Annotated in this window: 13 protein-coding genes and 2 tRNA genes; 6 read left to right on the top strand and 9 right to left on the bottom strand. The window is 52.6% G+C overall.

What is annotated here, in order from left to right; translation table 11 throughout:
- Positions 1-52 precede the first annotated feature (52 nt).
- The 7 genes from ASE07_RS14065 to ASE07_RS14035 form a co-directional block, all read right to left on the bottom strand.
- A complete protein-coding gene (locus ASE07_RS14065; RefSeq protein WP_057291468.1) occupies positions 53-985 on the bottom strand; it encodes a crotonase/enoyl-CoA hydratase family protein in 933 nt (310 codons plus the stop codon).
- Positions 986-1128: 143 nt separating this feature from the next.
- Positions 1129-1770 carry a TenA family transcriptional regulator gene (locus ASE07_RS14060; RefSeq protein WP_057291467.1) on the bottom strand — a complete coding sequence of 214 codons (642 nt, stop codon included), beginning with the start codon at positions 1768-1770 and terminating at the stop codon, positions 1129-1131.
- Between the two features lie 55 nt (positions 1771-1825).
- On the bottom strand, positions 1826-3988 hold the full coding sequence (locus ASE07_RS14055) for an ATP-binding protein (RefSeq protein WP_057291466.1): 2163 nt from the start codon (positions 3986-3988) through the stop codon (positions 1826-1828).
- Positions 3989-3997: 9 nt separating this feature from the next.
- On the bottom strand, positions 3998-5227 hold the full coding sequence (locus tag ASE07_RS14050; RefSeq protein ID WP_057291465.1) for an EAL domain-containing response regulator: 1230 nt from the start codon (positions 5225-5227) through the stop codon (positions 3998-4000).
- Between the two features lie 252 nt (positions 5228-5479).
- Positions 5480-5863 carry a hypothetical protein gene (locus ASE07_RS14045; protein WP_057291464.1) on the bottom strand — a complete coding sequence of 128 codons (384 nt, stop codon included), beginning with the start codon at positions 5861-5863 and terminating at the stop codon, positions 5480-5482.
- Between the two features lie 115 nt (positions 5864-5978).
- Positions 5979-6764, bottom strand: coding sequence for a universal stress protein (locus ASE07_RS14040; protein ID WP_057291463.1), 786 nt, complete (start codon positions 6762-6764; stop codon positions 5979-5981).
- A 75-nt stretch (positions 6765-6839) separates the two neighbouring features.
- Entirely contained in the window at positions 6840-7835 is a 996-nt protein-coding gene (locus ASE07_RS14035) for a bile acid:sodium symporter family protein (RefSeq protein WP_057291515.1), read from the bottom strand.
- Positions 7836-7926: 91 nt separating this feature from the next.
- Between ASE07_RS14035 and ASE07_RS14030 the strand changes: the two genes are divergently transcribed.
- The 3 genes from ASE07_RS14030 (at position 7927) to ASE07_RS14020 (ending at position 9201) form a co-directional block, all read left to right on the top strand.
- Entirely contained in the window at positions 7927-8727 is an 801-nt protein-coding gene (locus ASE07_RS14030; RefSeq protein WP_057291462.1) for an AraC family transcriptional regulator, read from the top strand.
- Between the two features lie 213 nt (positions 8728-8940).
- A tRNA-Arg gene (locus ASE07_RS14025) sits at positions 8941-9017 on the top strand.
- 99 nt (positions 9018-9116) lie between these two features.
- Positions 9117-9201: transfer RNA gene (locus tag ASE07_RS14020), tRNA-Leu, on the top strand.
- 393 nt (positions 9202-9594) lie between these two features.
- Here ASE07_RS14020 and ASE07_RS14015 read toward each other — a convergent pair.
- Complete coding sequence (locus tag ASE07_RS14015; protein ID WP_057291461.1) at positions 9595-10536, bottom strand: DUF4214 domain-containing protein; 942 nt, start codon at positions 10534-10536, stop codon at positions 9595-9597.
- Between the two features lie 306 nt (positions 10537-10842).
- On the opposite strand from ASE07_RS14015, the gene ASE07_RS14010 reads away from it, so the two are divergent.
- Positions 10843-11046 (top strand): hypothetical protein, encoded by a 204-nt coding sequence (locus ASE07_RS14010; RefSeq protein ID WP_057291460.1) that lies wholly within the window; start codon positions 10843-10845, stop codon positions 11044-11046.
- A 193-nt stretch (positions 11047-11239) separates the two neighbouring features.
- Complete coding sequence (locus ASE07_RS14005; RefSeq protein ID WP_057291459.1) at positions 11240-11506, top strand: hypothetical protein; 267 nt, start codon at positions 11240-11242, stop codon at positions 11504-11506.
- Between the two features lie 336 nt (positions 11507-11842).
- Here the strand turns inward: ASE07_RS14005 and ASE07_RS14000 are convergent, their stop codons facing one another.
- Positions 11843-12238, bottom strand: coding sequence for a hypothetical protein (locus ASE07_RS14000; RefSeq protein ID WP_057291458.1), 396 nt, complete (start codon positions 12236-12238; stop codon positions 11843-11845).
- A gap of 266 nt (positions 12239-12504) precedes the next feature.
- On the opposite strand from ASE07_RS14000, the gene ASE07_RS13995 reads away from it, so the two are divergent.
- Positions 12505-13818 carry a hypothetical protein gene (locus ASE07_RS13995; RefSeq protein ID WP_156396626.1) on the top strand — a complete coding sequence of 438 codons (1314 nt, stop codon included), beginning with the start codon at positions 12505-12507 and terminating at the stop codon, positions 13816-13818.
- Positions 13819-14006 lie beyond the last annotated feature (188 nt).

The raw sequence follows: 14006 nt of genomic DNA, 5'->3' as shown, positions 1-14006 counted from the left end.
GCGTTCTCAGTCGACCAATTCAGGCATACGACACGGGGAAATCTTCTGGATTTCACTCCACAAAGTCGTTGGCTGGATTAATAGCTTGTCCTTCCTTGCGTGAAGCGAGCTGACGTTGCTGCGACCGTACAAGTCGTCCCATCATCTTTAGATCCCGGTCTTCGAGCCTTAGGGCGGCGTCCACCCAGACTTCGGTGATGTTCATGAGCTCATCGTAGGTAACAGGATTGGTATGCCGGCGACATTCATACATTGCGCGCATGCCGTTCTTCTTGCGGTTGTTGGTATGAATGAAGTCGTACACTGCGTTTTCGCCTTGCCCATCGGGTACCAGCACGTCCACCAGGCCAAGCTGGTGCAATTCGGATGCACTGTAAATTTTCCCGCTCAAGATCATTTCTTCGGCCATTTTTGCGCCGAGGCGACGCGCAAGCAGGCTATACGCGCCCATTCCCGGGAAAAGGTTGAACAGGATTTCCGGAAAACCCATTCGACTGCTTTCTTCAGCAATGATCACGTTGCTGCTTAACGCCGATTCAAACCCGCCGCCGAGTGCGTCGCCCTGTATAAGCGAAATCGTCACCGCGTTCGTATCGTAACTGGTCAGCCGCCCATGCAGGCAGTCGATACACATCTTGGCGTAGTGCAGCAGTGCCTGGCGATCCCGGGACTTGATCAGTAAGACGAATAACGCAAGGTCGCCGCCATAGTTGAAGATGTGTTCCGTTTTCGACGCCCCGACGAAGTACTCAATCGGCTCAAGTGAGCCTTCGCACATGGCCTTGCCGCCATTGGCATTAAATGACTTATGGTTATCGATCAAATCATTCAACAGGCCCAGATTGAAGCAAGGAGTGCCAGTGGGGTTCAGGTAGGTCCACACAGCCTTCGTCTCGCGATCGTATTCGACGACGAGCTGCTTGTAAGGTTTGCCGATAGTGTGACGATGAGGCTGGAGGAATTTGACATCAGTTAAAGCATTCATTATTTAGTCCTTTTTAAGAATTGGTGCTGCGGGACTAATGTAAATGAAGTTTGCCTTAAATGAATGCAGTTGTTTAAATTACCATCGTGCTGCCGGCTGGTTGATGGCCGTGCGCCGGCAGCAGAGCGAAAAACCTGAAAGCCTTATTGCGAAAGGAACTGGCTGAACAGGTAGAAATTCATATGAATCGAATTGATGACCGTCTTCTGCACGGACTCGTCCTCGATGGTTTGCAACAGTTCGCGGAGCCGGGCCATATGGTCGAGATCCATTGAGGCATGCGACTCGAGGAATGAAAAGCCATCCGGAAGGGGTTTATTCAGACCATTGGCTATCGACGATGCGACCTGTCCGCCATATACGGACGAGATAATTTCGAGCACGTACAACATACCGAGTACGCAGCAAGGATGGACCCGTTCCGACACGTAGTAGTTATAAGCGATCATCGCTTGCACGCTGGGAGACGGCATTGCATCTTTTACAATGCTGGCGGGTACATCGAAATGCCCCAGATCGCTGAGCACCATATTCTCATGCCCTTTTTCTTCGTCGATGTTGTGGTAAAGATGATAACGTACATCGATGAACCCGTCGGGGCAGCGGCTCGCCGCGGTGGCCATGATGGGGCAGAAGTGCCAGACGATATGGTAAAGGTCCATCAGGAAGGCCTTGTAGGCCTCTTCGGTCATGCGGCCGTTTAGCATGTCTTGTACTTTAGGCAATGCTTCCATTTCACGGCGGCTGGTGTCGGTTGCTTCTATCAGTTCAATGAAAAATGACATGGTGTTCCCGGTTGTTTCTTGTTGATGATAAGAGTGGTTTGATCAGAGAGGACGCTCAATGAAGACGCGTCGATGAAGGCATGGCATGCCGTGTCCTGCGATAGGGAACGAGCAAATCGTCCGTTCGTGAGAGCGCACTGCGCAGTTCGGATACGATCTGTCCTGCGTTCCCGACAAGGTCGGATACGGCAAGTTTATCTATGCGTTCGCAGACGGCGCACAGGCCGATTGCGCCCACACCCAATGCGGTGCCCTTCAGGGCATGTGCAATGCGTTTTGCTTCGGCGGGGCGCTGCAGTGCCAGTGCCTTTTCAATCTTCGAAATAATTACTACGGCTTCGGTTGAAAAATCGTCAATCAGGCCGTCGACAAAATCACGGGTGTGACTTATCCGGTCAAGCTGATCCAGGGTCGAAAAATCGACAAAGTTACTCACCGATGTGCCCGGTTCGAGTGCAGGCTCAGGCATTGAGGTCGGAATGGCAGTGGCAAGTGCACCGATCGTCTTGAGCAAGACATCCGACTGGATGGGTTTGGGAAGGAATGCATCAAAACCGGCGTCCAGGCATTCTTGCTGAAGCTCGTTGCTGACGTCGGCGGACAGCATGATGAAGGGTAAGCGAATACCGGCGGGACGCGTGTACTGATAGGCGCGAAAGACATCGATGCCGTTCATGTCCGGCATATTCATGTCCAGGATTACCAGATCGAACGTGCGTTGCTCAAGTATTTCGAGCACTTCATCTCCGTTCTCAACCGACTCTGCATGATGTCCCGCGCGTTTCAATATCTGAGCGACCACGCGGCGGTTGGTTTCGTTATCATCGGCAATCAGGATTGCGCAGCGCTTGAATGAATCAGGCGTGCGTAAGCTGGTCAGCGACGCCGAGGTCGACGTCATCGATGGCTCAGCAATGCAAGCAGGGGCATGTGTAGCGTCATGACGCCCAAAGCGCAAGTCAAACCAGAAAGTGCTTCCCATGCCTTCGACGCTACGAAAGCCGATGCGCCCACCCATCAACTCGACTAACTGTTTTGCAATTGTGGTGCCAAGTCCGGTCCCACCGTACTTGCGTGTCGTTGACGGGTCTGCTTGTGTAAAGCTTTCAAAAATATGGGCCTTAGCCTTGGGATTGATGCCGATACCGGTATCCTCGACCTCGAACAGGATCTGCGCTTGCGTATCCTGCACCGCCAGTGCGGCAATGCGAAGGGTCACGGATCCCTGGCTTGTAAACTTGATTGCATTTGACAGAAAATTTGTCAGAACCTGCCGCAGGAGAGTCGGATCACCTAACAGTTGCAATGGTACGTCTCTCTGTATTTCTATCCGCAGGTCGAGACCCTTTTCTTCTGCCTGATGCCTGAACAACCTGCGCGTATCTTCGATCACCGTGGCAAGATCAAATGCGGTGACCTCAACAGTCAATTTGCCCGCTTCAATCTTCGAAAAATCCAGCACATCATCGACCAACGCCAACAAGAGCTTGGACGCACTGTCCAGGCTACGCACCATTTCTTTCTGGTCTCGATTCAGTTCAGTGCTCCGCAGCAGGTCCGACATGCCGATAATGGCATTCAGTGGGGTGCGCATTTCATGGCTGACCGACGAGACGAAACGACGTTTAGCCAGGTTTGCCGCTTCTGCCGTTGCGAGTGCCTGCGTCAGTCTCCGAACCAGCGTAGCGAGGTAAAGCGAAATCACGACCATGCCGATGGCCAGTCCGAATCCGACTGCCTGCTTGTCATCCCAATAAGGCTGCGTTGCCACGACGGTTGTAAATCCTGCAAACGCCAGCGCCAGTGTGTAATACAGATAAGCCGTGCCAAACCGGAATCCGTGCCCGATGATGAACCACAGATAAAGACAGAATAGCGGCGCGGCAAGGTCCGGAGTCGCGTAGATAAAGTAAGTCGTATTGGCGACATCGGTCGTGACCGCGGCGATACGGCGGAAGGTGCTGTAGGGCTTGCCGATACGGATGGCGACGATAATGCTGATACACACAACCAGCCAGAGCGCCATGATGAGGTCGTTGACCAGCCACCATGCATCCTGCCGCTGAGGCGAACCCCAAGTGCCGAAGGTGTAATAACTAATCAGGAGGAGACCGAGTGCCAGTCTGATTACCGCTTGTTCCAGTTCAGGGCGTTTGATCGCCCTTTCCGAAAAATCAGTCCTGGACCCGCTTCCCGAATCCCGAAATTCCGTAGTCATCCGCCGCGACTAGCCAGGCCGCCGGGCCGAAGCGAGGAACTTCATCAGGTCCATCTGATTCATCGGCTTGGCAAGGAAGTAACCCTGTCCGGTCTCGCAACCGAGCTTGCGGATGAAGTCCAGCTCGGCGCGGGTTTCCACGCCTTCCGCGACAGTGTGCAAGTCCAGTTTTTTCGCCAGGTCGACAATCGACTCGGCGATGAGCGTCGTTTTTCGGTTTTCGGTTGCGCCGGAGACGAAGTTGCGGTCGATCTTGATCTCGGTAAAGGGCATTTCGCTCAATTGAAGCAGCGACGAATATCCTGTCCCGAAGTCATCGACTGAAATGGCGAAGCCTTGCATGCGCAATCTTGTCAGCGACTCCATCAGGCCTGACACGTTCTGCGACACTGCGGTCTCGGTGACTTCGATTGTGATCCTGCCGGGAGCAATACCGTAGCGCCGTACGAGGCTGCCGATCTGGTTCGGCATATCTGTATTTTGCAGTGTTAACGGCGAAAGGTTGATTGCCATGCCGATATCGCAACCAATCTGCGACCACTCCCTGGCGCACGTTAAGGCATGTGAAAACAGGCTGTCGCTTAACGCATCGATCAGGCCAGCTTCTTCCATCGCCGGCACAAAGGCAGCAGGTGACAGAATGCCAAAACCCGGATGTGCCCATCTTGCCAACATTTCGACCCCACTAGGCATGCCGGTTTCAAGACAGAACTTGGGTTGAAAGTAGGGGATAAACTGGTTGTTGGCCAATCCTTCACGGATCTCTGAGGTGGTATGCACCACCTTGACGGCACTCGCAGGGGCCGCCATCTCCTGAACCTTGGCCTTTTTGCAATCGGCCAGCATGCCTTTTAGACAATCAATGTTTACCGGTTTGGGAAGCACGCCAAGCAACCTGGTGTTATAGCTGCGCAGCACCGCTTCGGCCGAAGCCAGTAAACCGGTATCGATTGCAGAAGTAACAATAAAGGACTTGACGCTATAGTTGGCCGCACGGCGGATGAATTCGATGCCATCCATGCCCTCCATGCGGAGGTCGCAGATGGCAACGTCAAATTCACCTTGCGTTCGTTTCAGCGCATCCAATGCTGCGGAGCCGTCACCCGCGCTTTCGACGGCGGTGATGCCGAGATGATGAAGGACACCAACCAGCAGGTTGCGCTGGAAGGATTGGTCTTCAAGGACCAGGACTTTCAATCCTGATATGGTGTTGGCGACTGCGTCGGGTTGTGATGTCATGCCGATTGTGAATTGGTTAGTCAGTAGACAGGATCTGCTTGGATTGCTGGATTCGCTGACGACACACCACTAAGTTGCTTTACATCAATATTACTGCATTCTACGGCACAACGCCGCCGCCAAAAGCTTGATAAGACGTATTTTTTAATTGACACCCCCGTACATCATGCCATATGAGGACCTTCCTAAAACAAAAAGCGTTGCCGGAGTTGCAAAAGTGCGACCGTCGATATATCAGATAGGCGACCCGTCTTAAAGACTATCAAGAATGCGCCGTACTGTTGCATGTTCGATTATCAGTGCCGGATCGTTTTGAAGAACGTCCAGGTAGCGCCTGGTGAATTCCAGGGGACTATCATCGTCGGACGATATCAGTCGGCGCGCTTGGGCGTAGATTGCGACAACGCTCGGTTCATCGATAATCTCAGCATCGCTCAGGGCATCGACATCAACCATAAATTCGCTAAGCCCATGCAGCCATTCGAACTGCGGATGGCGGGTCAACAGCTGTAGCAACTGGCTGGGGTCGACCTGTCCCCATTCACGCTCATAGTCTTTCTGGACAACTTTCACCAATGCCTGGTGCAGACTCCTCAGTGCTCGCGTCAAGTCGAGTAATGCCTTCTTCGTGTCCATGCCACCCTTTCTGTGAAGTTGCTATGTTTGCAATGCATGGTCGCAGTGCATCTGCACGATACTAATGTCATTATGCGCCGGGATTGCATCAGCGTTTTGCGGACGATGGTTAGAGTTAGTAAGAGGACAGCGTGGGCATTATCCGTTGGCGCTCGCGTGCGGTACCATTGGGAACCGCCGGAGAGATGCCTTGCTCGCTCATTCGGCGCGGCACAACCAGCACATCCGCGTTGGTACAGCTTGCGATACGTGATGCCGCACTTCTAAACAGTAGATCCTTCAGGCAAAGCTGTTCTTGAGGGCCGATAAGTATCAGGTCCGCGTCCATCCTGGTGGCGTAATTAGCGATCACAGAAAAAGTAGAGCCAAAATGTGCAACGTGAGATACCAGGTTGTCAAATGGACGAAGTTGATCGGTGAAGTGCACTAATTTCGCAATTGCCTGCTCATGAGAACTCAGACGTTGCGAACGAACATCCCCTGATGCATGACTAGTCTCATGCAAGGAATTCTCAGGCCCCTGAAACGCGTTCAGAAAAACAATTTGGGCGCAAGGAAAACAGGCGATAGCGAACTCGGCTGCAATTCTCGCTCTCTCCGTAAAATCAACCGGGACAAGGATCTTTCGATGGTAAGTGCGTTTATCTGCCCTGCAGAGAAGTATGGGGCGCGTCGCAGTCCATAGTAACCGGTCGTTGTACCGGTCAAGCAGGAACTTGCCTACAGTATTGGTACTACCTGTTCGTCGGATAATGAATTCTGAGACCGTAGTTCCGTGCTGTGCGGGAAGCTTGAACGGAACCCTGCCATCCGTTGTTCGTAAAAAATGTTTTGCAGTCGGTGGGGACTCGATGGTTCCCACAATGCTCTCCCCGGGCAGACGTTTTCGGAGCTGCTTCATTTTTCACCTCGCAGAAAACAACTGACTGTCGCCAGCACACGCGGCTTGTCCGGCAACCCGGACTTACTTAGCGACTTACTTGGCGAATGCCGCTCCGGCATCCGATGCATCATTGCGCCGCGCGTATCTCTGTGCCAGCACCGCGCAGGCCATCAATTGGATCTGATGAAAAATCATTAACGGTAACAGGAGCGGACCGATCGAAGCACCCGCAAACAGCATGTGTGCCATGGGGACACCGGTGGCCATGCTCTTTTTCGATCCACAGAAAACGGCCGTGATCTCGTCTTCCTTGCTGAACCCTAATGAGCGGGAGATGGTCGCCGTCACAAAAAGCAGTAGGCCAAGCAAAAAACAGCATACCAGCGTCAATGAGATCAACGCCAAAGGCGGCACCACTTGCCAAAGGCCACCGATCACGGATGCACTGAAAGCGGTATAGACCACAAGCAGGATTGAACTCTGGTCCACGCGAGCCAGCGTTGAACGATGCCGTTCGATCCACTGCCCGATCCATGGCCGTAGAAGATGACCAGCCAGAAAAGGCAACAGCAACTGAACCGCGATATGAAGGATGGCGTCCACGGTAGAACGCCCCGTGCCGTTTGTGTGAAGAAGGACGCTCAGCAAAAGTGGTGTAACGACAATCCCGATTAGACTGGATGCGGACGCACTGCATACGGCTGCCGGGACATTGCCGCGGGCAAGTGAGGTAAATGCGATTGCGGACTGAACGGTTCCCGGCAACGCGCACAGATAAAGGATCCCCATGTACAGGCCCGCGCCAAGCAAGGGTTCCAGAACAGGCTTAAGAGCCCATCCAATAGCGGGGAAAAGCACAAATGTAAATCCAAAAACCAGCGCGTGCAGCCGCCAATGCATCGCGCCGGCAATAATCGCCTGCCGTGACAGTTTGGCTCCATGCATGAAAAAGAGGAGAGCGACGGCAAAGCTTGTTACGGCTTCAAAGATCACCGCACCGTTACCGTAAACCGGGAAGAAACTGGCGGCAGCGATCACCACGATAAGTAACACGGTGAAGTTGTCAAACAAGGAACGCAGACGTGACATGAGAACCATAAAATCAAATATAAAACCTGCTTGCAGGGCCATTAGTAATACATTACCGTGTTGTTTTGCGAACGTTTATCGCTAAACTGATATGAAACATCGCCAATCGGACACGCCCGTTGTTTCTCAGACCGAGCTTGAAGCATTGACTGCGTTGCCTAGGCCGGTCTTTGGGAGTGCTCAGGGCCTCCCAAACGTTGCTATCGGACACCGGCATACTCATCAGTGGGTCCAACTGTCATATGCAATTCGTGGCGTCATTGAAGTATCCACCGCAACAGGGCGCTTCGTCGCGCCGCCACATCGTGCAATCTGGATACCCGCGCGCGTATCGCACGCCGTGCGCAGTGCGCCGGATACAGAAATCAGAAGCCTTTACATCGATCCGGATGCGGTTGCCTGTCATCCTGCGTGCCGGGTACTCGTGGTAACACCATTGATGCGCGAACTGATCCGCACATTTAGCGAGCTTCGCGTTGAATACGACGAAGAGGGTAGCGATGGACGGCTCGTCCGCGTCCTGCTTGATCAGCTAGCTGCGGCACCGGAAGCCGACCTCGCTCTACCGTGGCCGAATGACCGGCGTCTCCGAAAGTTGTGTGAGGAACTGCAGGCAAAACCGGATAGTCGCAAAAGTCTCTCCAACTACAGCCGGCAAATGCAGCTGTCGGAACGCTCGCTCAGCCGCTTATTTGTCCAGGAAACAGGCTTGAGCTTCCGGCGCTGGCGGCAGCGGTCAAGGCTGCTCAGTTCCTTACCGTTGCTTGAACGTGGTGAGCGCGTGACCGACGTGGCTTTGGCCTGCGGATATGAAAGCATGTCTGCTTTCGTTGCCGCGTTTCGCGAGCAGATGGGGATGACGCCGGGTGAACTGGTTGCAGGAAAAACCTGATACAACACGCTTGGAGCTTGCCAACCAGCGACTCGGTTTATGTCCCGATCAAAATTCTGGCGATGTCTGGAGGGCTCGGTTAAATGCTACATAAACGAATAGCTATTGCGGCCATGCTGGCTCGACTTCGTACAACGACATGGCAAGTTCGGAATATTGCCACCATGACTGGGCTTCCGATTTTGCGGCCCGCGTGCTACACTCCTGCGCTTTGCGGCTGTAGCTCAGCTGGATAGAGTACTTGGCTACGAACCAAGGGGTCGTGGGTTCGATTCCTGCCAGCCGCACCAGTATTTGTCAGGAAAGGGATTGTGGATATTTCCTCAATCCCTTTCTATTGGTCCTATGTGGTTTTGTTGTATGCGCATGGACATGACAATCTGTGGAATGCCCAGATGGTGGAATTGGTAGACACGCAGCGTTGAGGTCGCTGTGCCGAAAGGTGTGGAGGTTCGAGTCCTCTTTTGGGCACCAAATAGCTTCACGATTTATCCCGCAGTTTGCTGTGAAGCCACTAAATTTAAGTTCAAGGCTTTCCGGCTTTTCTATTCGCCTAAGTTCGAAACGACACCGCGTAAAATCGCGCGTTCCTGTTTGGCACTACGCCCAAATCGTCACTTTTGCAACTTTGCAAAACTTTGCTTGGACGTAATCACTTCATTTCTTAATAAATCAAACGGCGTGTGCTGAGTTGCTTGCCGAGACCCCCACGCGAGTCGGCCATCTGATCTGCACCGCGATGCCTAGTTGATGGACCAAGAACCAACAATGCAATAAGAATCCTATTCAACGCGGCGTGCGGGCATCGGTGATCTAGTGTCCCGGACAATGCGTCCGGGACGACAGTACGGTCAGAAAGAAATGGCTTTAAAACCAGAAAGCCGGCAACTGCGGCCCTTGTGCGACAAGCAGATCGTAGACGCTGGCCGACGCTAAGGTATCTTGGAGGTAGGCGTCAAAATTTTGCGTTTCTTGGTAGGTAATGGAGCGATTGATGTAGGCGTCAGTCTCCAGCACTTGTACATACTCCGCCATGTCGCTCGCAGTCAGTTTCCAGTTATGGTTATTGTCGCCGTATAACTGCACCGTGATGTATCCCGGCGTCGTCGGTGACACATCCGGATGAAGGTCCATCGAAAACAGATCTGCGAATCCCGTATGTGTTGTGCCCGGCTGTATTTCCAAACCGTCGAAACCTTCCATGATGTACGACTTTTTGTCGATCTGCCAGTGGATCGCGGCATCTATGAACTCAATTGCGAAAGCTTTAGCAACGGCGCCAACCACATTCGCCAGCTCGGTATTCGTAGCCGCATTGACAGCCGGCACGGAGTTAATACTGTCCGTCACTTGGGCGAGAAGGGATTTGAGCGTATCAGGTGCAAGCTCTTTTTGCTGCAAAATCTGTACTTCCGCAGCAAAGCTGGCAGTAGAAACACGATTGACGATAAAGGCTTTTCCAGGCGTGCCTTCAGGCGAATTCATCCCGGCATTGATCATGTCGAGAACCAGTTGGCCACGCTGTCCGCTTTTATCTAAACCATCAGTCCAGTATGCCAAGCCACCCGCATCAGGGGCTTTATTGAAGACATTCTGATAAATCTTGGTCACAAAATCGGCGTTGGACAGTCCAGCCGGATATACCTGCTCGACGATCGGTAACTTGAAAATGATGTCAGCCACCTCCGCCATGCTCTTTCCTGCGGAAAGCAATGATGACCAGTATTCAAAGCCGCCTTTTTCTGGCGCTCGAAGAAATCCGGCGACGTAGAGTTTAACTAATTCATTCTGCTGGCTGGTAAGCGCCATTGTTACTCCTGTTCTGTGGTGAAGTGATTTGCACAGGCATTTACAAATCACTGGGATGTCATTGACGAATTGCAAAGCCGTTATATTATAAAACTGAGTATTTCTATAAGGCAATAACCGAAAATCACAAGGAGTGCTGCCTTAATCAGCAACTTTGCTTAGTTGAAGATGTTGATATGCGAAGTTTTTACTGAAGTCCTTTTGCTTTCACTTATTTGTATTTTTCCGTCCAGGCGATCACTTCAATGGCTTAAAAAGATAGGCGTTCTTTCATGCTAGGATTTCCCCTTCTTTTTGGAGGTACAGATGATCATTAGTGACCAATTCAAGGCCTTGATGGAAGAATTCAGGAAGGCAACAGAAGAGGAGCTTGAAGCCATCAATTCGGTAATTCCTGCTGCGGAACTTGGTATGGCCCAAGCCATGGAAGCTACTAAGCATATGGAGGAAGTACATGACCGCAAAATGCACTTGTACACACAGCTTCAGTCCCTTAATCCCAGTGAGTAAATACTGCACTCTCGGGCCTTACGAAAGGACCGCCCGGTACGTGGGTGGAGCTGGCATGCCGCCGGAATAACGTCACATGTGCCCGTCGAGGTAACGCGACCAGACCGGTTCGCTGCCTTCCTTGTCGAACACCGTATCAGTGTTGTCGCTGTCTGGGAGGCTCTCAGAAACGTGACCAACCAAGGAGGCCGGAATGACACGTCAGATTGTTTCAATCGAGCAAATCAACGCCTTGATTGCTGCTGAGATGGAGAAGCACGAGGAATGTCGGGACGTAAAAATTGCCTCGGCATATGTGCATGAACCTGATGCAGATGGCTGTAATTGGGACCTCAATTCATGGTCGGATGATCGCGACGACGTACGCGTATGCCGAGATCGGATCTTGGATGCAGTGCGGGGTCTTCGGGCTAAATACAATGCGCCCGATCCAGTGCAAGCCCCGCCTGATTTTGCTTGATGCAACCGTCAATCTTCACCAAGCTAGCCGATCCTTAGCCGGGACGGTATGCGTAGGTTCGCGCATGCGCTGCCATTGGCACCCTTGCCGAAAGACTTCAGCAGGAATGCTAGACCAAGCGAATGAATGCGATCAAGTCGTAGCATGTATCGGGCAGGTTCTTAATTGAACCGCTGTGAATGGCTTGAACAAAAAATTTGAAAGATCGGCTGAGCTATCTGACCTTCCTGTAGATATAGGTGCGACACGTGCGTCCATTAGCGCACCATGGATCACTTTCGAGGATGCTGATGACAAGTTTAAAAACATACCGATGAAATAATGCGCTTTCGACGCCTATTCCGGATCTGGAATAAATTGCAGTAGGGCTTCGCGATAGGATGCCGTGTCTTCAAACGACGCAGCGTAATTTTCATCCGCGAGGAGTTTCCTAAGGTGATAGAGAGCCGTCTCAGGATCTTCTAAGGCATGCCTTGCGTTCGTCCGTTCATACGGTTTTGCGGAAATGAGTGCGTTCACTGCGGCTCTGGCATCCGCGTTCTGGTGCTGCAAGACAGCCAACTGCTCCTGTAGGGCAGCTTGCTCGCCAAGTGCTTCTTGATATCTGGCGGCCAAGGTTTTTTCCGCCTCCTGGCGAAACTTAATCTCGGCTTGAAGTACTTCAATGTAATCGGCAGCGTAAGCGTAGCCGTTGTTTCTCAGGCCCGAAAGTAGAGAATCGATCTTGGTCATCAGCGCATTTTACAACGTCAATATTTACTTCGTTTGCCAGCTATCTCAATAGAGCTTCTACCCAGTGATGCGGCCGAGCCGCCATTGCCTCCGCGATGGACTCGCCCCTGCTTACCAGTATCGTCGGTATTAGAGAGAAGGCGTACTTTTTAAAAGAACCTGGAGGTAGGTACTTCAACGCACCGTGTGGATGCGAGGTTATTGGCAGAATTAACGCAACTCGTTCTATAAAAAGTAAAACAGATAAAACACTGAACTTTTGCATCATGGAAACGCTCTTAATGCCGTTTCTCATGCTCAAGCCAATGTTTTCTTTTAAGCCAGCCTCGCCTCGTCTCTTGACCTTTGTTTTTACGCTCTTACTTTCTGCGTGTGGGGGAGGGGAGGAAATATCAGATGAGTCAAGGCTCGCCAATTCCATACGAAACGATACGCGACTTCCTCTTGTGCGCGCTAAGGCCCGGCAGCTTGCAGCCAGGGAGCTTACCGCCGGCAGTGGTTATCCGGCCGTGTTTATCCGGGATCTCAACACATTTGTTGAAATTGCAATCGAAGGGCAGGGAGCACAAAAAGTGCGATCCCAGCTCAAACAGTTCCTGGAGCATCAGGGAGACGATGGAAACGTCGTCGATGGAATCACCGTGCATGACGGTTCAACCTTCAAAGCCACGGTCGAAAGTGACCAGGAAAGCTCGCTTGTCCAGGCGGTCGGAAAGTACATCGCAATGACCGGTGACACGGCGTTTCTGGTAGAAGATGTTCGCGGTGTTTCCGTGATTGAGCGCCTCGAACACGCACTCATGTTCCTGTACAAGCAGCGCTTTGCCGACGGTTACGGTCTAGTGTTCGGCGGCACGCGCGCGGATTGGGGCGACGTACAACCCGAAGATACCCCGGGTGTCTACCTGAATGCGGCCAGCCATCCAAGCTTGAGTATCTATGACAACGCAATGCTGACGCTGGCACTGGCCGACCTGCAAACTCTATTAAGTAAAGCGGGACGCGACGCCAGCGCCTGGGCTGTCAGGGAGCGTGAATTACGCGCCGCGGTGCGGACTCACCTGTGGAACGGCAAGCAGTTTGTGCCGCACATTTATCTTGATCGAGGATCGCCGTTTCCGTCGGCTTTTGACGAGTCCCGAATTTATTTCCAAGGGGGGACAGCGGTAGCGATCCAGGCTGGCCTGCTTGAGCCAGCGGAAGTCACACAAGCTTTTACCCGGATGATCAAAAACAAGAACGACTCCGGCTCGGGGACCGTTGGCGTCTCTCTCTATCCATCCTATCCCGCAGGATTCTTTCAGAATAAAGACTACATGGGCGCAGAATATGTGTACCAGAACGGTGGCGACTGGCCATGGTTCGGCGGCCGTATTATTCAACAGATGGTTGCACACGGACAGGCGGCCGCTGCCTACCAGGAGATTGCCCCAATGCTGGACCGTGTGCTGCGAGACGATGCGTTTTTCGAGTGGTATACCCGCGAGGGGATAGCACAGGGTTCAGGCGAGTACCGGGGCTCTGCAGGGCAACTTGCCATAGCGATCGACATGCTTCTGGAATGGTCTGCGCACCGGTAAATTGCTTGCGAGCGCCCGATGAAAATCTGCCGACGAGCGAGCAGATGGCGTTTTCAGCAAATCAGTAGTCGCGCAAAGATTGGCTGCTGCGGGTGTGCGCCGTGATAAGGCGATGTAGTTCCAGCGGGTGGAAGCCCCGCCCGGCGAAGTGCTCCCGCCGGAAGCTACCGGAGCAGCGGTGGAGGTAA

Source organism: Noviherbaspirillum sp. Root189 (assembly GCF_001428545.1).
Taxonomy (GTDB): domain Bacteria; phylum Pseudomonadota; class Gammaproteobacteria; order Burkholderiales; family Burkholderiaceae_D; genus Noviherbaspirillum.
This window is presented reverse-complemented; position numbering and strand designations above follow the sequence as displayed.

Excerpts from the sequence above, each read along its gene's own strand:
- ASE07_RS14035 (WP_057291515.1), bottom strand. The coding sequence starts at position 7,835 with ATGTCACGTCTGCGTTCCTTGTTTGACAACTTCACCGTGTTACTTATC.
- ASE07_RS14030 (WP_057291462.1), top strand. The coding sequence starts at position 7,927 with ATGAAACATCGCCAATCGGACACGCCCGTTGTTTCTCAGACCGAGCTT.
- ASE07_RS14050 (WP_057291465.1), bottom strand. The coding sequence starts at position 5,227 with ATGACATCACAACCCGACGCAGTCGCCAACACCATATCAGGATTGAAA.
- ASE07_RS14040 (WP_057291463.1), bottom strand. The coding sequence starts at position 6,764 with ATGAAGCAGCTCCGAAAACGTCTGCCCGGGGAGAGCATTGTGGGAACC.
- ASE07_RS14060 (WP_057291467.1), bottom strand. The coding sequence starts at position 1,770 with ATGTCATTTTTCATTGAACTGATAGAAGCAACCGACACCAGCCGCCGT.
- ASE07_RS14000 (WP_057291458.1), bottom strand. The coding sequence starts at position 12,238 with ATGACCAAGATCGATTCTCTACTTTCGGGCCTGAGAAACAACGGCTAC.
- ASE07_RS13995 (WP_156396626.1), top strand. The coding sequence starts at position 12,505 with ATGGAAACGCTCTTAATGCCGTTTCTCATGCTCAAGCCAATGTTTTCT.
- ASE07_RS14015 (WP_057291461.1), bottom strand. The coding sequence starts at position 10,536 with ATGGCGCTTACCAGCCAGCAGAATGAATTAGTTAAACTCTACGTCGCC.
- ASE07_RS14055 (WP_057291466.1), bottom strand. The coding sequence starts at position 3,988 with ATGACTACGGAATTTCGGGATTCGGGAAGCGGGTCCAGGACTGATTTT.
- ASE07_RS14045 (WP_057291464.1), bottom strand. The coding sequence starts at position 5,863 with ATGGACACGAAGAAGGCATTACTCGACTTGACGCGAGCACTGAGGAGT.
- ASE07_RS14065 (WP_057291468.1), bottom strand. The coding sequence starts at position 985 with ATGAATGCTTTAACTGATGTCAAATTCCTCCAGCCTCATCGTCACACT.
- ASE07_RS14005 (WP_057291459.1), top strand. The coding sequence starts at position 11,240 with ATGACACGTCAGATTGTTTCAATCGAGCAAATCAACGCCTTGATTGCT.
- ASE07_RS14010 (WP_057291460.1), top strand. The coding sequence starts at position 10,843 with ATGATCATTAGTGACCAATTCAAGGCCTTGATGGAAGAATTCAGGAAG.